We start from the raw sequence: 23,458 nt of genomic DNA, 5'->3' as shown, positions 1-23,458 counted from the left end.
CTTCAGTGCGTGTCGGCGGCGGGGTTTTCGGTACCGCGCGGGTCATGCTCGCCGGACGCGAAGACGGGGTCGCGGCCCAGCAGCGCGCGCACCAGGTCTTCGAAGACCGCCAGCGCGAAGAGGACGACGCCGACCGCCATGGCGAGCTGCGGCAGCCATAGCGGCAACGGCACCAGCCCGGCGGTAACCTCGTTGCGGGTGAAACTCTGCAACGCCATCTTCGCCGTGTGCCAGGCGAAGATCGACGTGATCGCGGTGGCGATGGCGAGGGCGAGGATCGTCAATCCCTGCCGCAGCCACCCTTTGGTGTGGTGAACGAGGAGCGTGACGCGGATGTGGCTGCCGTCGCGGAAGGCGTAGGCGAGGCCCAGGAAGGACGTCGCGGCGAGGCAGAAGCCGCCGAACTCATCCGCCGAGGGGACGATCCTGCCCATCAGGCGCGCGACGATCTGCGCGGTGACGACCACCGCGATCGCCACGAGGAATACCCCGGCGAGGGCGCCGGCGGCTCTGTAGAAGAGATCGAGCGCGCGCGTCAGCATCTCTCAACTTACTCCGAAAATGGTGTCGGCCGGCGGGGGCCGGCCGACGGTCCGAAGGGACGGCGCGCGGGGCACCGTCGACGATCCTACTTCAGCGCGTCGAGCACGGCCTTGCCGTTGTCGCCGGCTTCGGCGGCCCATTCTTCGGCCATCGTCGCGCCGATCGCGGCGAGGCCCTCGGTCAGCGCCTCGCTCGGCTTGTGGATGGTCATGTGCTCGGCGAGGATCTCGACGGCCGAATCGCTCTCCTCCTCGCTCCACTTCCAGCCGCGGGTCTCGGCCTCGGCGGCGGCTTCCATCATGGCGGCCTGCTCGTCCTCGCCGAGCGACTCGAAGGCGGACGTATTCACGAAGACGACGATCTTCGGCAGCCAGGCACGGAAGTCGTAGAAGTTGCCGGTGAAGTCCCACGCCTTGGTGCGCGCGCCGGTGGCGGCGGAGGTGACCATGCCGTCGACGATGCCGGTCGAGAAGGCCTGCGGGATCTCCACCGCCTCGACCGCGGTCGGCACCATGCCGAGAAGCTCGGCCATGCGCGAGGTGCCGGCGTTGTAGGTGCGGAAGCGCACACCCTGGAGGTCGTCGGCGCTCTCGATCTCTTCCTTCAGATAGAAGCCCTGACCCGGCCACGGCACGGCATAGAGCAGCGTCAGCCCGTCGTCCGCCAGCAGCTGCTCGACGATCGGCTTCTGCACGTCCCACACGGCCTTGGCTTCGTCGTAGGTGGTGGCGACGAAGGGCAGATTGTCGGCACCGAAGATGGGGTCCTCGTTGTAGAGGTTCGCCATCAGGATCTCGCCGCCCTGGATGAGCTGGTTCTCGACCGAGCGCTTGATCTCGGGCGACTTGAACAGCGACGAACCGGTGTGGACGGTGATGGCGACGTTCCCGTCGGTCGCCGTGGCGACGTCCTCGGCGAACTGCTTAATGTTCTTCTCGTGGAACTCGGCGTCCGGGTATGGGGTGGCCATGTCCCACTTGGTCTGCGCCACGGCCGCGCTGCCGGCGAAGGCGGCGCTCAGCGCTATGGCGGCGACGGCCGTCCCGAGCGGTGCTTTGAACATCATTGTCTTTCCTTTTCCGAGGCGCCGGTCCCGCATCCGGGCGGCCCACCATCCTAGCGATCGATCGGCGTCGACGCGCCTGCCGGCCGCACCTATCCCCTGTACCATGCCGGACCGCGAGCCGCCCGGCCGGTTCCGCCCGCCGCCGCCTCCGCGCGGACCCGGAGAGGGGCGCGCCGGTCGTCGGCGCGTCCGCACGGGTCTGTCGCACCGCAGGCGACCGGGCGGGTCGATACCGGTGGAACGGCCCACGATCACACACGATCGGAGCCGGGGAAACGATGCGCCGCAGGCGCGGCATGCACGATGTAAGTAAGCAATTACTGTGCCATAGCGCACCGGCGAGCGCGGGGTGCGACACGGTAGCGCCAGCGCGATCGGCCGCGGGGCATCGCACCGCCCGAAACGCGCGCCCCGATACGAGGGGCTCGAAACGAGGGGCTCGAAACGAGGGGCCGGAAGGGGCGCTCAGGCGGGGCGGTCGCCCATCGCCAGCAGCCGTTCGGCCACGAGCGCCTGGATGCGCCACAGATGGGGGTCGTAGACGCCCGCCCTCTCCAGCTCCTCCACCGTGTTGAGGATATACTCCGCCATCGTCCCCACCGAGCCGACGGCGCGGGCCAGGATATCGGCCAGCTCGTCCTCGTGCGGCTCCTGCGAATAGAGCGGATAGTCGGCGTCGGCGGTAAAGGCGATGGCGTCCACCGGACCGTCGCCGGTCTCGGCGACGACCCAGGTGGGCGGGACCGGCGGCTCGGTCTTCAGCAGGGCGGTCAGCGCGGCGGCGGGATCGGCCGAGGCCATGCGCAGCGCGATCCCCCAGCATTCGCCGCCTCGGTCCAGCGACAGCATCCGCCCCGGCGCCTCGGGATTGCCGCGCCGCCACAGCGTCGGCCCCAGGCAGAAGGACCGGTGCCAGCCCTTTACGAAGGCCGGGCGCGCCTCCCCCACCTCGAACCGCGGGTTCCAGATCAGCGAGCCGATGGCGAACACCCACAGCGGCGCGTTCGGACGCTTGGCGGCGAGAATGGCCGCGGCGGTGCGCTCGAAATAGGCCTCGCCGGGTCGCGGAACGGGATGCGGTGCGTCGCCGTCCACCCGGCCGGGCAGCCGCCCCACCAGTTCTCGTGTCAACGTCAGCGGCGGGATCCCGTCGCCGTCGAAGCCCCCACGGTGCATGCGCCGCTCCCTTTTTCATCATGCCCCCAGATCGACCTTTTGGGCCGATCGCACCGATTTGGCCATGCCCCGCGCCCGAGCGCGACATCCACGAGCATGCGTCGCCGGCACAGCTGCGCTGCGCCTCGGCTCGTTGACGCGCCGGCGGCTTCGTCCGATCCTGATTCGTGGCCGCGGGTTCTCCTCGCCGCGTCCCCGTCATATCCGCCGCCCGCCGCGAGGCGGCCACGCAACAATCGGCTCTCACCTGACGCAGCACCCCGCAGCACCCGCGCCCGCCAGCCCACCGGCACCCGGCGGGTGGATCGCCGTCACGCTCGGCGCCCTCCTCGTCATCCTGACCGTGTGCGTCGTCCTGGACGAGTGGGGCGGACCGGACGCGCTCAACGCGCTGGTGCCGTTGCTGATGGTCGCGGTCATCGCGCTGCTGGCGCTGGTGGTACCGAACGCGCGGCGCATGTTCGTCCTCGTCGCGGTGCTCATCACCGTGGTGCAGGCCGCCGTCCACGACGATTGGGTGGCGCAGACCGTTCACGGCCTCTTCGTGGCCGCCTTCGTCACGGCCTTCTTCTCGGCGCTGACGACGCTGCGGCATGCGGCGCAGACGTCCCCGGCGATCGCCGCCTGCGGGCGCTTCCTCGCCAACCAGCCGCCGGGGCGGCGCTATGCGGCGCTGTCGGTCGGTGGCCAGCTCTTCTCGCTGCTCCTCAACTATGGCGCCATCGCCCTCCTCGGCAGCCTCGCCGCCAGCAGCGCGCGCGAGGAGGCCGACCCCGAGATCCGCGCCATCCGGATGCGCCGAATGCTGCTGGCGGTGCAACGGGCGCTGGTGGCGACGCTGCCGTGGTCGCCGCTCTCGTTCGCCGTCGCCATCTCCACCTCGCTCTTGCCGGGGACGTCGTTGTCGGCGCTGGTGGTGCCGAGCTTCGTCTCGGGCCTCCTGCTGGTGGGGATCGGCTACGCCCTCGACACGCTGTTCAAGCCGCGCGTGCGGCGGGCGCCGCAGCGGGTGGAGAGCGACCAGGGCTGGGGGGCGCTGCGCCCGCTGGCGCTGCTCCTGGGCGCCCTCTTCGCCTTGGTGGCGACGTTGCAGATGCTGAGCGGCGTGCGCACGGTGGGCGTCGTCGCCTCGGTGGTGCCGTTCGTGTCGGCCGGGTGGGTCTATGCGCAGGGCGAGCCGGGCCGCCGCCTCGCCTACCTCAGGACGCGCGCGCTCAATTATATGCGGCGCGACCTTCTCGCCTATCGTGGCGAGATCACGCTGCTGTCGATGGCGGCCTATATCGGCACCGTCGGCTCCACGCTGGTGGCGGAGTGGCTGGCGGCGGCCGGGCTGGACCTGTCGCAGGTGCCGACCGCGGTGATCCTGGTGGGCCTCGTCTGGGTCTTCTCGTTCGCCGGGCAGATCGCGATGAACCCCATCCTGACCGCCTCGATGATCCTCCCGCTGCTGCCGGCCGCCACGGCCATGGGCGTCTCGCCGACGGCTATCCAGGTGGCGGTGACGGCCGGCTGGGCGCTGTCTGGCTCCAACTCGCCGTTCACGGCCACGACGCTGCTCACCGGCTCGTTCGCGGGCAAGAGCGCGTGGCACGTCGGCCTGCGCTGGAACGGCCTCTACACCCTGTTGTGCGGCCTCGCCCTCTCGGTCTGGGTGCTGGTCTACGCCTACCTCATCGGCTGAGACCGCACGGGCGAGCGGCCGAGCAGCCGCCCGCCACGCGCCGCGACAACATCTCGCCGGACAGATCTGTAACGCGCCGCCCCGCCGGGCGGACGCATCGTTGCGTGCCAGTGTCAGCAAAATGCAGTCGGCCGGGCCACCTCTGTCGTCGCCCGCGATCTACGCGCACAGCAACATTTCCGCCTCGTTTTTGACACGTTCAGGTCTCGTCTAGTCATTCTCATTCTTGATCGGATCGCCTTAATAGTTTTCACTTAACCGAATGCGTATTCGCGAAGGAAATCGACGAAATCTCTAATATTTAATGTGCATTGGCGGCGCCTTGGCCCTAACGTCTGACGTCATTTTCGCGGACCATCCGCGACTCCCGATATGATCTTGGACTGCAGGACGAAACCCATGGCCACCACCCCCGGAACCGTCAACGCATCTGTCGCCTCACAGTGGAACAGCGGGTTCACCAGCAACGTCACCTTCACACCGACAGCGACCGTCAGCGGATGGCGGCTCGAATTCACGTTCGAGGGCGACATCGTCAATATCTGGAACGCGCGGATCGTCAGCCACACCGGTGACACCTACGTCATCGAGAACATGAGCTACAACGCGGCGGTGACGGCCGGGAGCACGGTCCACTTCGGCTTCCAGGGCACCGGCTCGCCCGGCAGTCTCACGTTCGACGAGACCGGGGGCGAGCCGCCCGCGGCGGTCGATGTCTCCGTCGCCCCCGCCGCCGCCCTCGAAGGCGATCCGGACGATGCCACGCCGCCCGCCGGATCCGGCTCGGTGCTGGGCCCGCTCACCACCTCCGGGAACCAGATCCTCGATGCGGCGGGCGATCCGGTGCAGATCGAGGCGGTCAACTGGTTCGGCCTGGAGACGACCACGTTCGCACCCCACGGCCTGTGGACGCGCAACTGGCAAGACATGATGGACGAGATCAAGGCGGCGAGCTTCAACGCCATTCGCCTGCCCTTCTCGCTCCAGGCCGTGCTCGACCCCGGCACCCCCAACGGCATCGACTTCAGTCAAAACCCCGACCTCTCCGGCCTCACCCCGCTGCAAATCCTCGACGAGATCGTCGCCTATGCCGAAGAGATCGGCCTCGGCATCATTCTCGACAATCACCGCTCCGCCGCGGGCGACGGGCCCAATCCCAACGGCCTGTGGTACGACGGCGGCTACACCGAGGCCGACTGGATCGACGCCTGGGAGCTCCTCGCCGACCGCTATGGCGACAGTCCGGCCATCATCGGCGCCGACCTCGTCAACGAGCCGCACGGCGCGGACTGGAACAGCTGGGCGAGCGCCGCCGAGCGGGCCGGCAACGCCGTCCTCGCAGAGGCGCCGGACTGGCTGATCCTGGTCGAGGGTGTCGCCGGCTACCAGGGCGACAACTACTGGTGGGGCGGCAGCCTCAAGGGCGTCGCCGACCGTCCCATCGTCCTGTCGATGGACGACAAGCTCGTCTATTCGCCGCATGATTACCCGGCCTCGGTCTACGCCCAGCCCTGGTTCTTCGACGGCAGCGACCTCACCGAGGTCTTCCGCGACAACTGGGGCTTCATCCACGAGGAGAACATCGCACCGATCCTCGTCGGCGAATTCGGCAGCCGCCTGGAGACGGCGGTGGACCGCGCCTGGGCCGACGCGATCGTCGCCTACCTCGGTGGCGACTACGACGGTGACGGCACGATCGACCCCGGCGCCTCGGCGATGAACTTCGCCTGGTGGTCGTGGAACCCCAACTCCGGCGACACCGGCGGCATCCTGGAGAACGACTGGCGCACCCTGCGCACCGACGCGCTCGACCTCCTCGACCCCCTCCTCGAAGGGCCGGACGCCGTCGGCGGCAGCGGCAACGTGATCACCTTCGAGGTCACGCTCTCCGCCCCGGCCACCACCGCGACGCAGGTGGCCTACGCCACGCGCGACGGTTCGGCGACCGCCGGCGAGGACTACGTCGCCACCACCGGCACGCTCACCTTCGACCGCGGCGAGACGACGAAGACCGTCACCGTGTCGGTCCTGCCCGACCGCCTGGCCGAGGGCGACGAAACCGTCATCCTCGACGTGACCGGCCCCGACGGGAGCGCGCAGGCGACCGGCACCATCACCGACGACGACGACGGCACCGCCCCCCTCACCCCGCACCTCGCCGCGAGCGACGTCACCGTCGACGAGGCGGACGGCGAAGCGACGTTGACCCTCACCCTGACCGAGGCCTCCGACGCCCCGGTCGAGGTCGCCTACGCCACCGCCGAAGGCACCGCCGCCGCCGGCGCCGACTTCGTGGCCGACAGCGGCAGCATCCTGTTCGCGCCCGGCGAGACCACCGCGACGCTGACGATCGGTCTCGTCGACGACGATGTGCCGGAGCCGACCGAGACCTTCACGGCCTTCCTCACGTCGGACGACGTCCCCGTCGACACCCCGCAGGTCCGCATCACCATCACCGACGCCGACCAGCCTGAGCCCGAGCCCGAGCCCGAGCCCGAGCCCGAGCCCGAGGAAGGCGTCGTCGTGAGCGGCGCGGTCGTCAACGATTGGGGCTCCGGCGCCCAGGTCTCCATCACGCTGACCAACACCGGCGACCACATGGTCGACGGCTGGACCCTCGCCTTCAACGGCCCGTCCGCCGTCAACAATCTGTGGGGCGCCGAGATCCTGTCCCAGTCGGGCACCGCGATGACGGTCGAGGACCTCGGCTGGAACGCCCGGATCGCGCCGGACCAGTCGATCTCGATCGGCTTCATCGTCGCCCACGGCGGGATCGACGAGGCCGCATGGCTGAGCGCGGCCGATTTCGAAATCCTGCTGTAGCCCTCACCCCGCAGCCGGCGCGCCGGGGCGACCGCCGGCAGACCGCACCCTGCCGCACCCGCGCGGCCCTTGTGGGCGCTGCCGGTCTCTGCGGGTCGCGCCCCCCCCGCGCTGCGGCCGTTCAGGCGCGGAGCCGGCTCTCGGCCCCCTCGCTGGTGACGAGGCGGCCCACCAGCGCCCACAGCAGCGCCACGGCGAGGACGTTGGCCGTCGCCAGCGCCAGGAGAAGCGACAACGCGGCGTGCGCGCCCGACATTTGCATCAGCAGCGCCACCGCGGACGGGGCGAGCGCCTGGGCGATCAGGCTGGGCATCGCCAGCCGCCCCATCAGCCGCGCATATCCCTCGGACCCGAAGAGCGCCAGCGGCAGCGTCCCCCGCGCGATCGAGAAGATGCCGTTGCCGGCCCCGTAGGCGATCAGCGCCAGCGCCGGCAGAACGAAGCCGGCCCACAGGAGCCCCAGCCCCAGCGCCACCAGGACCACCGCCGCGCCCAGCGTCCAGATCGGATGATAGCGCCCGCCGCCGAGCATCTCGACCACGCGCGCGCCGACCTGCGAGGGGCCCACCAACGCCCCCAGCGCCACGGCCGCCGCAACCGTCATGCCCCGCGCCTCCAGGATGGTGATGAGGTGCACCGACCATGTCGCCGCGACGACGCCCATGGTGGTCACGATCGCCGCCATCAAGACGACGAGCCGCGTGCGCGTTGCGGCGGCCATCGCAGGCGCCGCGTCGATCCGCGGTGTCGCCACCGGCGCGGCGCGATGGCGCGGGGTCTCCGCCGGCAGCAATATCAGGTGCAGCGGCAGCGCCACGACGAGTTGGAGGCCGGCATAGATGAGACAGGTTCCTCTCCACCCCGCCATGTCGACCAGGAGGGCCGACAGCGGCCAGCACACCGTGCTGGCGAAGCCGCCCCACAACGTGAGCGTCGTGATCGCCCGCCGGCCGCCCGGCCCATAGAGCCGGCCGAGGGTGGAGAAGGCCGCGTCATAGAGGCCGGCCCCCATGCCCACGCCCAGCACCAGCCAGGCGAAGACGTAGACCGCGAGGTTCGGTGCCGCCGCGAGAATCGCCAGCCCCACCGCGAGGAAGACCGAACTCGTCGCCAGCACCGGGCGACCGCCATAGTCGTCGATCAGCCGGCCGACCCGGATCGACACCAGCCCCGACACCAGAAGCCCCAGCGACAAGCCGCCGATGACCCAGCCATAGCTCCACCCGGTCGCCGAGGCGATCGGCTGCGCCAGCACGGCCATCAGATAGTACGACGACCCCCAGGCGAGGATCTGCGTCACCCCCAACGCCGAGATGACCCGGTGACGCCCCCGCCAGAGCGCGCCCTCCTCCCAGCCCGGCTGATTCACGCAGCGGCGCCACAGCAGCGCGTCGGCGCACAACCGCAGTCCGCCACCTCGGCCGGCGCGGCGGCGGGCGCGCTGCACACGCCCGTCTCCGGCAGCACCAGGCGCACCTCGCGGGCGGCGGCATGGTCGCCGGCCAGCGCCGCCACCACGGAGCGGACCTGCTCGTACCCGGTCGCCATCAGGAATGTCGGCGCCCGGCCATAGGACTTGGCGCCGACGATGAAGAGGTCCGGCTCCGGGTGGGCCAGCGTCTCCGCCCCATGCGGCGGGACGGTGCCGCAGGAGTGCAGGTTCGGGTCGATCAGCGGGGCGAGGCGATGCGGCGCCTCCACCGCGGGGTCGAGTGCGACGCGCACCTCGCGCAGCATCGCGAGATCTGGCCGGAAGCCCGTCGCGACGATGATCCGGTCCACCTCCAGCCGCGTCGGCGCCTCCTCCAGCGTCGCATCGATCTCGAGGATCGCGGCGCCGGTTGCGATGCGCTCCGCGGCGAAGGGTGCCAGCAGGCGCACACGGCCCGCCTCGACCGCGTCCATCACCGCCAGCCCCAGCGCGCCGCGTTCGGGGAGCTGATCGTCCAACCCGCCGCCGCGCAACTTCGCCACCCCGCCGCTGCGCAGGGCCCAAAGGATCTCGCCCGCCCCGGTGTCCTGGCGCAGGCGCACGAGGTCGAGGACGAGGTTGATCGCCGAGTGCCCGCTGCCCACGACCAGCGTCCGCCGCCCCGCATAGTCGCCCCGGGCCGCACCGCATACGTCCGGCAGACCGTAGGCGATCCGCCCCGCCGCCGCGGCCTGCGCCTCGCCGGCCACCGGCAAGCCGTCGACGCCCATCGGGTTGGGCTGATCGGTCGTCCCGCTGGCATCGATCACGGCGCGCGCCGCGGTCCGGTGCGGGGCCCCGCTCGCATCGGTCCACCGCACCACCAGCGGCGCCGCCTCGCGGTCGGACGAGGCCATCTTGTCCCGCCCGCGGCGCGTCACGGCATCGACGTCGGCGCCGAGACGCAGGTGCGGTGCGATGGCGGGATGGGCGGCGAGCGGTTCCAGATACCGCGCGGTCAGCTCGGCGCCGGTAGGCAGGTCCTCCGGCTCCGGCCCGGCCCAGCCTGCCGCCTCCAAGAGCGCGCCGGCCGCCGCGTCGACGTTGTAGCGCCAGGGCGAGAACAGGCGGACGTGGCCCCACGCCCTGGGCGCCGCCGCCACAGCGGCCGACCGTTCCAGCACCAGGAACGGCAGGCCCCGCTCGACCAGCCGCGCCGCCGCCGCCAACCCGACCGGGCCGGCGCCGATCACCACGACCGGCAAGGATGAAGGGATATTCATGTGCTCGCTCATTCCGTCCTTCCGGATCGATCGAAGATCGTGACGAAAATTTTTTGGTCGCTAGCGAACCGCCTCTTCAGGCACGCGCGGGCGCACCTGGTCGGCGCAACACTCGTCAGCCAGGAAACCGAGGAGCCGGCTCATCGCCGGGTAGTGGGCGCGGCAGATCAGCGTCGTCGCCTGTCGCTCCTGCGTGATCAGACCCCGGTCCACGAGCCGCTTCAGGTGATGCGACAGGGTCGATGCAGCGAGGCCGAGGCGCTGCTGCAATTCCCCCACGGCCAGCCCGTCCGGCCCCGCCCGCACGAGGGTCCGATACAGCTCGAGGCGGGTCACGTTCCCGAGCGCGTCGAGCTGGTTTGCCGCTAATTCGATATTCATGGAAATAGCATGGACATCGTCGCCCCTCCTGTCAATCGTCATGGGTTGAAGCCTCGCCGCCGCGCTCATGCCGCCTCCAGGCGGCCGCAGCGAACGCCCGTTTCCGCCTGCACCCGGTCCAGCGCGGTGCGGCAGTGGTCCACGTACCGCGCCCCGTTGCGCTTCACGTCGATGAAGCCGAGCAGGCGCCGCGGCAGCGGGTACAGCCGGTCGAGATCGAGGCCGCAGCGGCTCATCACGCGCACCGGCAGCGCCTCGTGCGCGAGAATGGTGTTGAGGAAAGTCAGCGAGACCAGCGCCGTGTGGTAGAGCCGCCCGCCGCGCCGGCGCATCTCCTCCCCGTCGAGCGCATAGAGGCCAGCATCGCGCAGCCGCCCCGAGAAGAAGAGGTGCGGCAGCAGATAGCCGGCCATGCTGGTGAGAAAGTGCGTCATCGATCGCGGTGTGATCGAAAGGACCGCCCCCTCCGGCGACAGGAAGGGCTCGTACGGGTGACGATGGCGCATCAAGTGCCCCGTGCAGTTGACGAAGACACTCCCCTCGGACACCGGCAGCGAGCCACCGCCGCGCAGCAGGAGCCGCGTTCCCCGCTGCGCGTCGACCACGCCGTCCAGATAGTCGTTGACGATCTGATCCAGGCCGCGATCCAGCGCATCGCGCTCCGCCTGGGACATGATGCCGAAGAAGAACTGCTGGTCGCTGGGATCCAGGCTCACGCACATCGTGCGGCGGAAGAAGTCGAACACGTCGTCTTCGTTGGTGCCGTTGAAGCGCATCGCGACGTCGCGAAAGGCGGTCGAGAAGAGCCGCCCGCTCCACCAGCGCCGACGCCCACGCGGGGCCAGCAGGTCGCGATCGGCGAACACCGTGCCGCTGCCATTGAGGAGCGTGACGCGCCGGCGCGAGCGGCGGGAGACGAGCGCAAGCGCGGTGTCGAGCCCGGTCTTGCCGCCGCCGACGATGTAGACCGGGGCGTCACTGTCGAACACGCCGTCGGCGCGCAGGCGTTGCGGCGTGGTCGAGATCACGCGCGCGCTCTGGAGCGGAAGCGGCCGCGGCGCCGGTACGTCGAAGCCGATCGCCCGCACCACCCACTTGGCCCGGATCGTCCGGACACGGTCGGGGTGGCCGTTGGGGTGATGCTCGACGTGCGCCATCGTCCGCCCGTCGGCCTCCTTCACCTCCTCGCAGCGGGTGACGGTGTGGGCGAAGCGCTCTCGCAGGTCGACCCGCTCGCGCAGGCTGGCGTAGCAGCGGCCGAGGTGCGCGGCGACCTCGCGGCCGGTCGAGAGGTAGTGGTTGGGCCGTGACCAGTCCCACGCCATGTCGCCCACGGTGAAGGACGGGTGCGGCTGGTGCAGGCGCGCGTAGTCGTACACCTCGTTCCACATCCCGCCCGGCGCGTTCTTCGCGTCGACGAGGATCACCCGGTCCATCGGCCCGAAATACTGGGTGGCGACGAAGAGCGCGTTGAGCCCGGCGATCCCCGCACCGATGATGCACAACTCGCACGGCTCCATGTCCGCCGTCGCCGCTTCGCTCATGAGATGGATCACGCCCGTTCCCCTCAGATCGGCCAACCCCGGCAAGGTTGAGCACGCGGGCGTGGCACTGAGCGTGGTGCCGATCGTGGTGGCGGTCGTGGAATTCGCCGCGAGCGGCGCGACGCGGACGACAACGGTCCGGCGATGCCGCCGGCTCAGCGCCCCAGGAAGCGGCGCACGGCGGCGACGAGGTCGGCGGTGGCGGGCTCGCGGCCCAGCAGGAAATGGTTGTCGCTGTCGAGCCCGGCGAACTCGGCGTTGGGGATCTGCGCCGCCAGCGCACGGCCCGCGCCGACGGGGACGTAGATATCGTTGCGGCTGTGAAGCACCAGCGTCGCGGCGCGCACGTCCTTCAGCAGCGGGCGCACGTCGATGGTGGAGATCATGTCGAAAACGCGCATGACGTTCTCGGTGGACGTGGTGCGACGCTGCACGGCGTCGAACTCCGCGAGGTCCTCCGGCGTCGCGCTCGGCATCAGGGTCTGCGACAGGAGGTGGCGGTAGGACGGGTTGGTGCGCCCCCAGCCGCGCTCGGCCAGGACCATTACCGCCTCGCGCTCGCGCACCTCCTCGGCGGATGCGGTGTGCCGCCAGCCCGCCGCGAACCCGCCGACGAGGACCAGATGCGATACGCGCTCCGGGTGCCGCGCGGCGTAGGTGATCGCCGCCGCCGCCCCGTGGCTCATGCCCAACAGCGGGAAGCGGTCGAGCCCGGCCGCGTCGACCACCCGCTCCAGGTCGCCGACCGAGCGCGCCAGGCTGATCTCCGGCACCATCCAGTCCGACAGTCCGCAGCCGCGCTCGTCGTAGCGGATGAAGCGGAAGCTGTCGGTGAGGCTGCGGTAGAGGCCGGACCAGATCGGCGCGCCCCAGTCGAGTTCCAGGTGCGAGGGCCATGTTCCGGCCTTCAGCAGCGCCGGGTGCTCCTTGTCCCCGGCGACGGCCCAGGCGAGCGACACCCCGTCCTGCGCCTCGGTGAAGCGGATCGACTGATGCGGCACCGCCGGGCCGTCCGCCGCCTCGGGCGCAATCGACGGGCCGCTGTCGAGCGTCGCCGGCGCCACGCGGGCCGGGACGCGCGCCGCGTCGGCATGGGGCGGTCCCGCCGCAGGGCCGGTGGCCGGCGCGACCTCGAACGGGCAGATCGAGAAGTCGGGCGGCTCCAGTCCCGCGTCTCGGAAGGCGCGCTCCATCTGATCGGCGAGGGCGACGGCCTCGCGCTCGCGCCCCAACTTGCGGCGAGCGAGGACGGCGTGTTGCGCGGCCGCCGGGTCGAACGGCGCGTCGAGCCACCAGCGCTCGGCCCAGACCTCGTTCTCCTCCAGCGACAGGTCCGGCGCCTGTGCCAGCCGGCGGGCCAGTTTGACGCGCAGGCGCATGAGTTCGGTCCGCTTGTGGTCGAGCCAGGCGGAGAAGGTCGGTTGGTTGGAAAGCTCGCAGTCCTCCATCAGGACGCGGTTGGCGCATTCCCACGCCTCGGCGAGCCCGTGCGCGGTCGTATCCTCGCCCACCGCCTCCTCGCCACTGGCGACGGCGGCGATATGCTCGAAGTCGACGCGGACGGGGTCGATCTGGATCCGCACCTGCTCGCGGTCGGCGATGAGCCGGGTTTCGCCGCCCACGTTGACCAGCGGGCGCAGCTTGCTGAGCGACCAGCGCAGCGCCGCGCGCGGGTCGTCCGGCACCTCCCACAGCAACTCGCACAGCCGCTCGCGCCGCTGCGGCCGGGCGCACAGGACGAGGTAGCCGAGCAGCGCGCGCGTCTTGCGCGAGGCGGGCAGCGGCAGCGCCTCCCCGTTCCAGGAAATCGCGACGGGACCGATGGTCTGAATGCTGAGAGCGGGCTGGGCGATGGAGACGGGCTGGGCCCGCCATGGGGGGCGGCGATGCCGCTCACGGGAGCGCCGGCCGGCAAAGGCCACGCCCGGAAGATCACAATCGACGCTCGGTACGACGTGTGTATTCATGGCGTTGTTCCCTCCTGCCATGCGCACCGATCCGACATCGCCCTGCGACCGCGCCCCCCGTGCGCGGCGCAGACGGCAGGTGGTCTTTTCAGTGATGACCCACTGTTATTGTCGTTCGGCGCGCCACTGCTGCCTCCCTTGATCTGGCATTGTGCAGGATCGAACACTGTGTTCGCGAGCACTATTCTATCAATTTGCGAAAACGTGTAGCAGCTTGACCACCGGCTCGAGGCATAGACCGCCTTCAAGGCGTGCCTGAGGCGGTGTCGACGTGGACGGCCGATTGCATTTGGGCGACCCGCAAGCCGCCCCTATCGACGAAATGCCGCAGCTCGCGCGGTGTTCTCGGCGCTGCACGGCCGGGCCGCCCGTGCGCTTGCGGCGGCCCGCCTAAATTGTGGCGATCGGGCCGCGATTGATCACGATGTCGAGAACGGATGGGATATCGGCAACGAAGTAGTCCGGCTGGGCCGCCTCGGAGAACGCGAAATGGTATCCGGCCGTGTGGAGAGCGAAGGGACAGCCGGCGGCTCGAGCCGTCAAAGCGTCGATCTCGCTGTCGCCGACGAAGAGCGTACGCGCCACCGTCACGCCGAGCCCGGCGACTACCGCCTCCAGCGGCTTCGGGGACGGCTTCTTCTGTGGCAGCGTGTCCCCCGTGACGACCACGGCGAAGGCGAGGCCGAACGCGTCGAGCACGCGCCGGGTCGGCTCGTCCGGCTTGTTGGTGCACAGCCCGACCGCGACGCCGGCGCGCTCCAGCTCGCCGAGCGTCTCGACGATGCCGCCGAAGGGGACGTTGTCACCCGGCGGGGCGGCACCGTAGATCGCGATGAAACGGGGGTAGTGCGTGGCGACGGCGGCGTCGTTCGCCGGCAGCTCGCGCGCCGCCAGTGCGCGCCGCAGGAAATGCGCGGCGCCATGGCCGATGAAGGCGCGCGTCTCGTCCAGCGTCAGCGGCGCGGCTCCCTGCTCGGCGAGGAAGCGGCCCGCGATCGCCCGGATCGCCGGCGCGCTGTCGATCAGCGTGCCGTCGAGGTCGAAGACGACGGCGTCAAACGCGCGAGCCTCAGGCCGCATCGGACCTCGCCGCGGCCGTCGCCGCCTCGCGGATGGCGCGGATGTTGGCCCCGTAGGCGCCGGGCTGGGCGACCGAGCCGCCCTTGAACACCGCCGAGCCGGCCACCAGAACGTCCGCCCCAGCCGCGGTCAGGCGCGGCGCGGTCTGCGGCGTCACGCCACCGTCGATCTCGATGTGGATCGGCCGGTCGCCGATCATCTCGCGCAGGCGCGCCACCTTGGGCACGCACGCGTCGATGAAGCTCTGCCCGCCGAAGCCGGGGTTCACCGTCATCACGCAGACGAGGTCGATCCGGTCCATGACATAGGCGATCGCCTCGGCCGGGGTCGCCGGGTTCAGCGCCACGCCGGCCTTGCACCCGGCCGCGCGGATCGCCTGCAGCGTCCGGTCGAGATGGGGGCCCGCCTCGGCGTGGGCGGTGAGCACGTCCGCCCCCGCCTCGGCGAAGGCGGCGATATAGGGGTCGACCGGGGCGATCATCAGGTGCACGTCCATCACCGTCTCGATGTGCGGGCGGATGGCCTTCACCGTCTGCGGGCCGAAGGTGATGTTGGGGACGAAGTGGCCGTCCATCACGTCCACATGCACCCAGTCGGCGCCCTGGGCCTCCACCGCCTCGCATTCGGCGCCGAAGGCGGCGAAGTCGGCGGACAGGATCGACGGGGCGATCTTCGGGCGGCGGTCGAACATCTTCGGGTCTCCGATGGCGGACGGTCGGGCGAATGCCGGGCAAAGACCATCCGGAGCGACGTTTGGGAAGAGCCTGCCCCCGCTGATGCACGGCGAAACGCACGGCACCCGGCAGCGGCCGGCCGGGACCGACGACGACGCGCCCCCGTCCCGATGCGTCACATCTAGTGAGACAGCTCGTCCAATACGAGGGACAGGAACGCCTCGGGCGCGGTTTGCGAGGCGGCGTGGCCGCCCCAATCCATCACCGCCAGACGCGCGTCCGGGATGCCGGCCGCGAGTGCCTCCGAACAGTGCAACGGGGTGAGCTGATCGTCCCTCGCGCACAGGATCAGCGGCGCGGTCTCGATGTCCGCCAGTTCGGCGCGGCGGTCGAACGCGAGCAGCATGTCGATCCGGGCGAGCATCGTCTCGGTGGGCGGGCTGGCGGCGATCAGCCCGTCGACCACCGCCTGCACCGTCTGCGAATGCTCGGCCACGAAGCGCGGCGGATAGAGGAAGAGCGGCGTCGCACCGTGATAGGCCGCGACCCCGCTGTCGACGAGTTGCCGGCGGCGGACCTTGAAGCAGAGGTCGAAGAACGGGTCCCGCCCCGGCCAGCCGGCGAACAGCACCATCCGCTTTATCCGCTCCGGCGCCACCGCCCCCAGGACGAGCCCCGTCGCCGCTCCGGTCGAGTGGCCGATGAAGTGCGCCGCCTCGATGCCGAGGTGGTCGAGGAGTGCGGTCACGTCGTCCGCCAGCGCCGGCACCGTGTGCTCGGTGCGGCGCGACACCGTCTCCCCGCAGCCCATGTGGTCCATCGCGACGACGGTGAAGCGCGCGGTCAGGGCCGGCAGCAGGTTGTCCCAGTAGCGCCGCGAGCCTCCCAGGCCGCACAGGAGAAGGAGCGGCGGCCCCTCCCCGGCGATGTCGTAGACGAGGGTGCCGTCGGGGCGGTCGAAGGTCGGCATGGATGGTCTCGCGGTCAGGCCGGCTGCAGCGCGGCGACGACGCTCGCCGTGTCCGCGGTCCAGCCGAGGAAGGACCGTACATTGAAGACGCTGGCCTCAAAGATAAAGTCCGGCCCGGCCTGGAGCGTCGCGTCCGGGATCATCACCCCGAAGAATTCGCGGTGGAAGGCGTCGCGCAGCGTGCTCTCCACGCATACGTTGGTGTTGACGCCGGCCAGAAGCAGCGTGGTGATCCCGCTCGCGCGCAACATCTGCTCCAGATTGGTGCCCGCGAAGCCGGAGTAGCGCGCCTTGCGGATCACCGGCTCCCCGTCCCGCGGCGCCAGCGCGTCGACGATGGCGAAGTCCCACGTGTCGATGGTGATGAGCTTGCCGCGCATCTGCGGATGGGCGCGCATGTACTTCAGCGCGTTCGACTTGTACCAGACGGGCGATGTCGGCCCGCCCGCCTCCGCCTGGTCCGGCGAGAAGCCGTTCTGCAGGAAGATCGTCTTCAGTCCCGCCGCGCGCGCGGCCGCCAGCAGCGCCGCCGTCCGCTCGATCACCGGCGGCGAATCGGACACGTCGAACCCCACACGGTCCAGGTAGCCGTCCTTCGACAGATAGGCGTTCTGCATGTCGACGATGACGAGCGCGGTCGTCGCCAGCGAGATCGCGACCGGCTCCGGCAGGGCGGCGACGACGATGTCGGCGCCGGGCGCGGTCGGCACGGCGGCGATGCCGGTCTGCGGCTGCGCATTGCCGAGCGGCTGATCGTTCATGGCTATTCTCCGTAGCGGCGCAGGACCAGCGCCTCGGCCGCGACGATGATCGCGTAGAGCAGAAGGCCGATGACGCACAGCAGCGTGATGGAGGCGAAGATCAGCGTCATGTCCGCCTGCGACGCGCCGAACAGGATCATGTAGCCGAGCCCGGCCTGGGCCGTGATGAACTCGCCGACGATCACGCCGATCATCGCGAAGGTGATGGCGATCTTCAGCCCGGCGAAGATGTGCGGGATGGCGACCGGAAAGCGCACCTGCGTGTACACCTTCCACCGGCTCGCCCCGACCGCGCGGCACAGGCGCAGCAGATCGCGGTCGACCGAACCGAGCCCCGTCAACGTCGCCACCACCACCGGGAAAAAACAGATGAACACCGCAAAGGTAACGCGCGAGGGCGAATCGATCCCCAGCCAGACGATGAAGAGCGGCGCCAGAGCGATCTTGGGGATGAGCTGGAAGAAGACGATATTGGGGTAGATCGCCTCGCGCACGAACCGCGACGCGCTGATGAGGACGGCCAGCGCGATCCCCAGAACGGTCGCGATGGCGAACCCGGCGATGGTCTCCAGCGTCGTCGGCACCGCCTGTTTCAAGAGGAAGGGCAACACCACCGACAGCCGCGTCGCGATCTCGGACGGTGCCGGCAAGAGCGCGTTGGAGATGTCGTAGGCATCGACGATCAGCTCCCACGCGGCGAACACGGCGAGCGCGGTGAGGATGGGCAGCACCACCACCCGCACCCGCGTCCCCACCCCCGCGAGGCGCTTGCGGCGGCGGGTCGCCACGCGGGCGGCGGTGGCTTCGATCTCGGTAACGGTCATCGGGTCCGTGGTTCGTCGGCGCGGCTCATGCGGCGCTCGTCTTGTGGATCTCGCCTTTCAGGTGCAGGCACAGCTCGTTGAAGGCGGGATCGGCCTCCATCGCCGGGTCGCGCGGGCGCGGGAACGGCACGCGAATGTCCTCCACGATGCGCGACGGCCGCCGGCCCATGACGAGGATCCGGTCCGACAGGAACACCGCCTCGCGGATCGAGTGGGTGATGAAGATCGCGGTCTTGTGCGTGGTGTCCCAGATGCGACCCAGCGCCAGGCCCATCTCGTCGCGGGTGATGGCGTCGAGTGCCGAAAACGGCTCGTCCATCAACAGGATGCGCGGATTGGTAACGAGCGCGCGGGCGAGTGCCACGCGCTGGCGCATGCCGCCCGACAGCTCGCGCGGCCGCTTGGCGCGGAAGGCCCACAGGTCCACCACCTTGAGAAGCCGCTCGGCCTCGGCCCGGTCCGCCGCCGTCACCGGCCGCACCATGGAGATCGGAAACAGCACATTGTCGATCACGCTGCGCCAGGGAAGCAGCGTGGGGTCCTGAAACATGATGCCGGTGTCGGTCTGCGGTCCCGCCACCGCCGCGCCGTCCAGCGTGATGGTGCCGGAGGTGGCAGGCTCCAGGCCCGCCACCATCAGCATCAACGTGCTCTTGCCGCAACCGGACGGACCGAGGATCGACACGAAGTCGCCGCGGGCGATCTCGAACGACACCTCGGCGACGGCCTCGACGTCGCCCGAGGGCGTCTCGTAGACCTTGCGCGCCCGGTCGGCGGTGATCGCCTGGAACGGGACGTCCGGCACGGTTTCGGCAGCGACTTTCATCCGAGGATCTTGGCGTACTCGTCGAGGCCGGACTTGATACTGGCCCACTCGTCGGCCGACAGCTTGCCGGCTTCGCTCACCACGTCGTTGGTGTAGAGGGCCGCCGGGTCCGGGCGGGTGGCATCGGCCGGCGCGCCAAATTCCATCACCATGTCGACCATTTCGCCCACCTTCTCCATGTCGGTGTAGCCGATGGCGTGCTCCTCGGCCTCCGTCGAGACCACCGTATAGTGCATCAGCCCCTGCGACAGGCGTGCGTTCTCGCGCCCGTTCGCGGCGATGCCGATCTCGGGCACCTCCTCGACGAAGATGTCGACGCCGGCCTGCGGATCCTTCAGCGCGTAGACGAGACCTTCCGTCAGCGCCTCGGTCACGGCGGCGCACAGCTCCGGATCGCTCTCATAGGTCGCCGCCTGGGTGGCCACCTGGCCGGCATAGAGCGACACGCCATACTTCGACCACAGCATGAAGCGCGTCGGCTGGTCGAGCGACATCATCACCGGCACCGAAGACGTGGCGATCGCCGTCACCGAGGCGACCTGGTCGTTGATGACGGACTGCTCCAGCACGCGGTTGTCCATCTGCACGATGGTGACGCCGGAGGTGTCGATGCCGGTCTTGCGGGCGAACGCGGGCCAGTACGGCGCCTCGGCCGAGGTCGGCACCATGCCGATCTTCTTGCCCTCGAAGTCCTTCGGCTCGGTGATTTCGCTGTCGGCCTTCAAGAGCATGCCCATGGTGGCGTCGTAGCCCAGCGTGGCGAGGCCCTTCAGCGGCAGCCCGCGCGCCGCACCCAGGATGATGCCGCCGGCGAACACGAAGCCGAAGTCGAACTCGCCCGCCCCCAGCGCCTGTGCCGCCGCGACCGAGCCGTAGCCGCGCGAAATCTCGACGTCGAGGCCCTTGTCCTTGAAGAAGCCCTGGTTCTTGGCGACGTACGTGAACAGCGTGGACCCGTTGGCCAGCCACGGCAGGGTGAACTTGATCGTCTTGGTCTGGGCGATCGCCGGCGTCGGGAAGCGCATGCCCGCACCGAGCGCGAGGCCGGCCGCGCCGGCCCCCTTCAGCAGCGTGCGGCGCGAGACGGCGGTTTTGGCCCGGAAGGTGTTGTCCTGCATGGTCAGCGGATCCTATGTGAAGGATAAGCACGAGTTGCTTATTGTCGTGAATTCGCTGCCAGTTTTGTGCCACGATCCCATGTCGGTTGCCCGCGTTTACGGCACCAGGGTTGCGCACGGGTGATTCCGCTGGCGCGCGACCGACCGCGGCCCGCTATCGCGCGTTCTCGTATTCGGGAACCGGCGGCGGCTTGGGAAAGGGCAGATCGTCCAAGGTCAGCCCGCTGTTAAGCGCCAGGTAGACCGCGCCGAACACGACGACGGCGATGACGGTGGTGATCGTCACTCGCCGCTTCAGGTGGGTGCGCGCGGGCGCACCGGGCTCGGTGCCGGGTACGCGGTCGGCCGCGGCGTCCGAGCGCCGGTCGCCGAAGGTCAGCACCGGGAAGAAGACCAGCCACCAGATGATGAAAAAGATGGCAACGGCGCTGATCGGGTCCATCAGACCTGCTCGAGTTCCGTCAGCACGCCGGAGACGTCCTTCGGGTGGATGAACACCACCGGCTTGCCGTGCGCGCCAATCTTCGGCGGCCCCAGCACCCGCGCCCCGCCCGCGGCCACCTGCGCGGCCGCCGCCTCGATGTCCTCCACCTCGTAGCAGACGTGATGCAGCCCGCCCGAGGGGTTCTTTTCCAGGAAGGCGGCGATCGGCGAGCCTTCGCCCAACGGCTCCAGCAGCTCGATCTTGGTGTTCGGCAGCTCGACGAAGACGACCCGCACCCCGTGCTCGGGCAGGTCCTGCGGCTCGGTCACCGTGGCCCCCATCGCGCCGCGGTAGACCTGCGATGCCGCCGCGACGTCGCGCGTCGCGATCGCCACATGGTTCAGCCGACCGATCATTGCTCGCTCCCGTTCATGCGTATCGGTGATAGGGGCAACGCCGGCAAACCTAAAGGGGGAGCGGGCGTGGCCGAACGGCCCGGCCGCGGACGCCTACGGCGCGTTCACCACGAAGACGTGGCACAGCGGCTTCTTGCCCCACCGCTGCGACATGTGCGAGCGGATCGCCCGCCGCGCCGCCTGGATGACCGTGTCCCGGTCGCGCCGGCGGTGCCGCGGGATCGACTCGATCGCCCCGGCGATCTCGTCGACGAGCTGCTCGCGGAAGGTCTCGCCCTCGTCGTCGCGCACCGGTACGCCCATGAGGACGACCATCGGGTCGTCGTCCAGCTCGTAGCGGTCGTCGAGCGTGACCACGGCCGTCACCACGCCAGCGAACGCCAGCGCGCGACGCTCGCGCACATTGGACTGATCGGGCGTGCGCAGCAGCTTGCCGTCCATCAACAAGATATCCGGCTCCACCTCGTCCACCACGGCGGCGGGCCCCGGATCGAGCCGGACCATCTTGCCGTTGCTGATGCGCACGACATGATCGATGCCGTTGGCTTTGGCGAGCCGCTCGTGCGCGGCGAGATGCATCGGTTCGCCGTGCACCGGGATCAACACCTTCGGCTTCAGCCAGGAGTACAGCTCGACCAGCTCGTCACGCCGCGGGTGGCCGGAGGTGTGCACCAGGCCCTGCGCGTCGGTGACGACCTCGATCCCCTGTAGAGCCAGCCCGTTCATCACCTCGCCGACCGCCTTCTCGTTGCCCGGGATGGTGCGCGAGGAGAAGATCACGCGGTCGCCCTCGGACAACGCGACGCGGGGGTGGCTGTCGCCGGCGATGCGGGCCAGCGCGGCCCGTTCCTCGCCCTGGCTGCCGGTGAGCAGCACCAGCACCTTGTCCCGCGGCAGGTGGCCGACATCGTCTTCGGACAGGAACCTCGGCAGCCCGTCCATGAAGCCGCATTCGGTCGCGACCTCGATCACCCGGCGCATGGCCCGGCCCATGACGACCACGTGCCGGTCGGTCGCCGCCGCCACCTCGCACACGGCGCGGATGCGCGCCACGTTGGACGAGAAGGCCGTGACCGCCACGCGGTGCGGCGCCGTCTCCACGAACGCCTTCAGCCCCGCCGCGACGTCGAGCTCGGACGGCGAGCGGCCGGGGCGCTGCGAGTTGGTGCTGTCGCACATCAGCGCGACCACGCCCTCCTCGCCCAATTCGCGCAACCGGTCGATGCCGATGGGCGCGCCGACGCCGGGGTCGAGATCGATCTTCCAGTCGCCCGTGTGGACGACCAGGCCATGGTCGGCGGTGCGGATCGCCAGCGCGTTCGGCTCGGGAATCGAGTGCGACATCGGCACGAACTCGACCTTGAACGGGTCGAGGTCCAGCGTCTCGCCCTGCTTGACCACCGTCACGTCGGGGGTGACGAGCTTGCCGTTCTCGGTGGCCTTGGCCTTCAGCAGGCCGGCGGTGAACTGTGTGGCGTAGACCGGCACCTGCAGCTTCGGCCACAGGTCGAGCAGCGCGCCGTAGTGGTCCTCGTGGGCGTGGGTGATGACGATGCCGACAAGATCCTGCCGCTCCTCCTCGATGAAGGAAATGTCCGGCAGGATGAGGTCGACACCGGGGAACCAGCGCGCCTCGGCGAAGGTGACGCCGCAGTCGACCATCAGCCACTTGCGCGCGTGGGGCGGACCGACCCCGTACAGCGCGAGGTTCATGCCGATTTCGCCGACGCCGCCGAGCGGCAGGAAGACGAGTTCCGAACCGCGCGCGCTCATGATGCCGTCCTGATGAAGACGTCGCCGGCGTAGATCCGGTCCGTCGTGTTGTCGGGCCGGCGCAGGATGAGGCGACCGCCGTCGTCCAGGCCCTCGAAAATTCCGGAGCGCGTCTCGCTCTCCAGGCGAACGTCGATCGGGCCGCCGACACCGGCCGCCTTGTCGAGCCAGCGTCGTCGCACGGTGGCGACGCCGTCCGCCGTGCCGAGCACGCGTGCGACGTCGGCGAACGCCGGCAGCAGCGCGCCGCGAACGGCCGCGACGTCGACGGACGGCTCATGTTCGGCCAGATGCGTCGCCGGAGCGTCGGCCGGGTGGTGCGCCACGTTCACCCCGTATCCGACCACCGCACGTCGCTCGGCCCCTACCCATTCACTCTCGATCAAGATCCCGCACACCTTCAGGCCGCCGACAAGGACATCGTTCGGCCATTTCACACGCGCGCCGACCCCGAGCGAACCCACTGCATCGGCCAGTGCCACGGCGGCCGCCAGCGGCAACAGGCCGAACGCGGCCTCGGTCCATGTGGGTTGAAACGCGAATGACGCATAAAGGTTGCCCGGTTCGGACACCCATGGCCGACCGCGGCGCCCGCGCCCCGCCAGTTGCCGCTCCGCCGTGACCCAGACGGGCGCCCCGGTGGCGCGCAGCCGCGCCATCGCTTCGTCGTTCGTCGAGCCCACGTCACCCAGGGTGACGACCGGCGCGGACGCC

The 23,458-nt window shown here is 70.1% G+C and carries 21 protein-coding genes; 2 read left to right on the top strand and 19 right to left on the bottom strand.

The features are described 5' to 3' along the window. Positions 1-2: 2 nt before the first annotated feature. The 3 genes from MRB58_RS20795 to MRB58_RS20785 all read right to left on the bottom strand — a co-directional run bounded on the left by MRB58_RS20795 (position 3) and on the right by MRB58_RS20785 (position 2,785). Positions 3-542: a TRAP transporter small permease gene (locus tag MRB58_RS20795; protein WP_244778991.1), complete on the bottom strand. Its 540-nt coding sequence runs from the start codon at positions 540-542 to the stop codon at positions 3-5. 86 nt (positions 543-628) lie between these two features. Continuing rightward, a complete protein-coding gene (locus MRB58_RS20790; protein WP_244778990.1) occupies positions 629-1,609 on the bottom strand; it encodes a TRAP transporter substrate-binding protein in 981 nt (326 codons plus the stop codon). Positions 1,610-2,074: 465 nt separating this feature from the next. Beyond that, on the bottom strand, positions 2,075-2,785 hold the full coding sequence (locus MRB58_RS20785; protein ID WP_244778989.1) for a gamma-glutamylcyclotransferase: 711 nt from the start codon (positions 2,783-2,785) through the stop codon (positions 2,075-2,077). Positions 2,786-3,128: 343 nt separating this feature from the next. Here MRB58_RS20785 and MRB58_RS20780 point away from each other — a divergent pair, with 343 nt between their 5' ends. Both MRB58_RS20780 and MRB58_RS20775 read left to right on the top strand, forming a co-directional pair. Continuing rightward, positions 3,129-4,469, top strand: a complete 1,341-nt coding sequence (locus MRB58_RS20780; RefSeq protein ID WP_244778988.1) for a hypothetical protein — start codon at positions 3,129-3,131, stop codon at positions 4,467-4,469. A 399-nt stretch (positions 4,470-4,868) separates the two neighbouring features. Next, positions 4,869-7,292 carry a cellulase family glycosylhydrolase gene (locus MRB58_RS20775; RefSeq protein WP_244778987.1) on the top strand — a complete coding sequence of 808 codons (2,424 nt, stop codon included), beginning with the start codon at positions 4,869-4,871 and terminating at the stop codon, positions 7,290-7,292. 121 nt (positions 7,293-7,413) lie between these two features. Here the strand turns inward: MRB58_RS20775 and MRB58_RS20770 are convergent, their stop codons facing one another. The 16 genes from MRB58_RS20770 to MRB58_RS20695 all read right to left on the bottom strand — a co-directional run bounded on the left by MRB58_RS20770 (position 7,414) and on the right by MRB58_RS20695 (position 23,427). After that, positions 7,414-8,661, bottom strand: coding sequence for an MFS transporter (locus tag MRB58_RS20770; protein WP_256461688.1), 1,248 nt, complete (start codon positions 8,659-8,661; stop codon positions 7,414-7,416). Then, positions 8,658-9,998, bottom strand: a complete 1,341-nt coding sequence (locus tag MRB58_RS20765; RefSeq protein WP_244778986.1) for an FAD-dependent oxidoreductase — start codon at positions 9,996-9,998, stop codon at positions 8,658-8,660. Before MRB58_RS20765 ends, MRB58_RS20770 begins: the two co-directional genes overlap by 4 nt. Before the next feature lie 48 nt (positions 9,999-10,046). Further along, positions 10,047-10,367: a helix-turn-helix transcriptional regulator gene (locus MRB58_RS20760; protein ID WP_244782066.1), complete on the bottom strand. Its 321-nt coding sequence runs from the start codon at positions 10,365-10,367 to the stop codon at positions 10,047-10,049. A 65-nt stretch (positions 10,368-10,432) separates the two neighbouring features. Further along, positions 10,433-11,923: an FAD-dependent oxidoreductase gene (locus MRB58_RS20755; RefSeq protein ID WP_244778985.1), complete on the bottom strand. Its 1,491-nt coding sequence runs from the start codon at positions 11,921-11,923 to the stop codon at positions 10,433-10,435. Positions 11,924-12,066: 143 nt separating this feature from the next. Further along, positions 12,067-13,878 carry an alpha/beta hydrolase gene (locus MRB58_RS20750; protein ID WP_244778984.1) on the bottom strand — a complete coding sequence of 604 codons (1,812 nt, stop codon included), beginning with the start codon at positions 13,876-13,878 and terminating at the stop codon, positions 12,067-12,069. 390 nt (positions 13,879-14,268) lie between these two features. After that, positions 14,269-14,958, bottom strand: coding sequence for a phosphoglycolate phosphatase (gene gph / locus MRB58_RS20745; RefSeq protein ID WP_244778983.1), 690 nt, complete (start codon positions 14,956-14,958; stop codon positions 14,269-14,271). Beyond that, positions 14,948-15,649 (bottom strand): ribulose-phosphate 3-epimerase, encoded by a 702-nt coding sequence (gene rpe, locus MRB58_RS20740; RefSeq protein WP_244778982.1) that lies wholly within the window; start codon positions 15,647-15,649, stop codon positions 14,948-14,950. Before rpe ends, gph begins: the two co-directional genes overlap by 11 nt. 164 nt (positions 15,650-15,813) lie before the next feature. Continuing rightward, a complete protein-coding gene (locus tag MRB58_RS20735) occupies positions 15,814-16,602 on the bottom strand; it encodes an alpha/beta fold hydrolase (protein ID WP_244778981.1) in 789 nt (262 codons plus the stop codon). A gap of 14 nt (positions 16,603-16,616) precedes the next feature. Further along, positions 16,617-17,363, bottom strand: coding sequence for an isochorismatase family cysteine hydrolase (locus MRB58_RS20730; RefSeq protein ID WP_244778980.1), 747 nt, complete (start codon positions 17,361-17,363; stop codon positions 16,617-16,619). Positions 17,364-17,365: 2 nt separating this feature from the next. Beyond that, on the bottom strand, positions 17,366-18,187 hold the full coding sequence (locus MRB58_RS20725) for an ABC transporter permease (RefSeq protein ID WP_244778979.1): 822 nt from the start codon (positions 18,185-18,187) through the stop codon (positions 17,366-17,368). A 25-nt stretch (positions 18,188-18,212) separates the two neighbouring features. Continuing rightward, on the bottom strand, positions 18,213-19,013 hold the full coding sequence (locus tag MRB58_RS20720) for an ABC transporter ATP-binding protein (protein WP_244778978.1): 801 nt from the start codon (positions 19,011-19,013) through the stop codon (positions 18,213-18,215). Beyond that, positions 19,010-20,131, bottom strand: a complete 1,122-nt coding sequence (locus MRB58_RS20715; protein WP_244778977.1) for an ABC transporter substrate-binding protein — start codon at positions 20,129-20,131, stop codon at positions 19,010-19,012. The genes MRB58_RS20720 and MRB58_RS20715 overlap by 4 nt, the downstream gene beginning before the upstream one ends. Positions 20,132-20,285: 154 nt before the next feature. Continuing rightward, positions 20,286-20,573 (bottom strand): DUF1467 family protein, encoded by a 288-nt coding sequence (locus MRB58_RS20710; protein ID WP_244778976.1) that lies wholly within the window; start codon positions 20,571-20,573, stop codon positions 20,286-20,288. Beyond that, positions 20,573-20,971: a methylmalonyl-CoA epimerase gene (gene mce, locus MRB58_RS20705; RefSeq protein WP_244778975.1), complete on the bottom strand. Its 399-nt coding sequence runs from the start codon at positions 20,969-20,971 to the stop codon at positions 20,573-20,575. Before mce ends, MRB58_RS20710 begins: the two co-directional genes overlap by 1 nt. A 93-nt stretch (positions 20,972-21,064) precedes the next feature. Next, positions 21,065-22,744 (bottom strand): ribonuclease J, encoded by a 1,680-nt coding sequence (locus MRB58_RS20700; protein ID WP_244778974.1) that lies wholly within the window; start codon positions 22,742-22,744, stop codon positions 21,065-21,067. Then, a complete protein-coding gene (locus MRB58_RS20695) occupies positions 22,741-23,427 on the bottom strand; it encodes a biotin--[acetyl-CoA-carboxylase] ligase (protein ID WP_256461748.1) in 687 nt (228 codons plus the stop codon). Before MRB58_RS20695 ends, MRB58_RS20700 begins: the two co-directional genes overlap by 4 nt. Positions 23,428-23,458: the final 31 nt, after the last annotated feature.

This window comes from Acuticoccus sp. I52.16.1, from assembly GCF_022865125.1.
GTDB lineage: Bacteria > Pseudomonadota > Alphaproteobacteria > Rhizobiales > Amorphaceae > Acuticoccus.
This window is presented reverse-complemented; position numbering and strand designations above follow the sequence as displayed.

Bases quoted from the DNA above. Each gene is read 5' to 3' on its own strand.
- MRB58_RS20795 (WP_244778991.1), bottom strand. From the start codon at position 542: ATGCTGACGCGCGCGCTCGATCTCTTCTACAGAGCCGCCGGCGCCCTC.
- MRB58_RS20790 (WP_244778990.1), bottom strand. From the start codon at position 1,609: ATGATGTTCAAAGCACCGCTCGGGACGGCCGTCGCCGCCATAGCGCTG.
- MRB58_RS20785 (WP_244778989.1), bottom strand. From the start codon at position 2,785: ATGCACCGTGGGGGCTTCGACGGCGACGGGATCCCGCCGCTGACGTTG.
- MRB58_RS20775 (WP_244778987.1), top strand. From the start codon at position 4,869: ATGGCCACCACCCCCGGAACCGTCAACGCATCTGTCGCCTCACAGTGG.
- MRB58_RS20765 (WP_244778986.1), bottom strand. From the start codon at position 9,998: ATGAGCGAGCACATGAATATCCCTTCATCCTTGCCGGTCGTGGTGATC.
- MRB58_RS20760 (WP_244782066.1), bottom strand. From the start codon at position 10,367: ATGAATATCGAATTAGCGGCAAACCAGCTCGACGCGCTCGGGAACGTG.
- MRB58_RS20750 (WP_244778984.1), bottom strand. From the start codon at position 13,878: ATGAATACACACGTCGTACCGAGCGTCGATTGTGATCTTCCGGGCGTG.
- gph (WP_244778983.1), bottom strand. From the start codon at position 14,958: ATGCGGCCTGAGGCTCGCGCGTTTGACGCCGTCGTCTTCGACCTCGAC.
- rpe (WP_244778982.1), bottom strand. From the start codon at position 15,649: ATGTTCGACCGCCGCCCGAAGATCGCCCCGTCGATCCTGTCCGCCGAC.
- MRB58_RS20735 (WP_244778981.1), bottom strand. From the start codon at position 16,602: ATGCCGACCTTCGACCGCCCCGACGGCACCCTCGTCTACGACATCGCC.
- MRB58_RS20730 (WP_244778980.1), bottom strand. From the start codon at position 17,363: ATGAACGATCAGCCGCTCGGCAATGCGCAGCCGCAGACCGGCATCGCC.
- MRB58_RS20725 (WP_244778979.1), bottom strand. From the start codon at position 18,187: ATGACCGTTACCGAGATCGAAGCCACCGCCGCCCGCGTGGCGACCCGC.
- MRB58_RS20720 (WP_244778978.1), bottom strand. From the start codon at position 19,013: ATGAAAGTCGCTGCCGAAACCGTGCCGGACGTCCCGTTCCAGGCGATC.
- MRB58_RS20715 (WP_244778977.1), bottom strand. From the start codon at position 20,131: ATGCAGGACAACACCTTCCGGGCCAAAACCGCCGTCTCGCGCCGCACG.
- MRB58_RS20710 (WP_244778976.1), bottom strand. From the start codon at position 20,573: ATGGACCCGATCAGCGCCGTTGCCATCTTTTTCATCATCTGGTGGCTG.
- mce (WP_244778975.1), bottom strand. From the start codon at position 20,971: ATGATCGGTCGGCTGAACCATGTGGCGATCGCGACGCGCGACGTCGCG.
- MRB58_RS20700 (WP_244778974.1), bottom strand. From the start codon at position 22,744: ATGAGCGCGCGCGGTTCGGAACTCGTCTTCCTGCCGCTCGGCGGCGTC.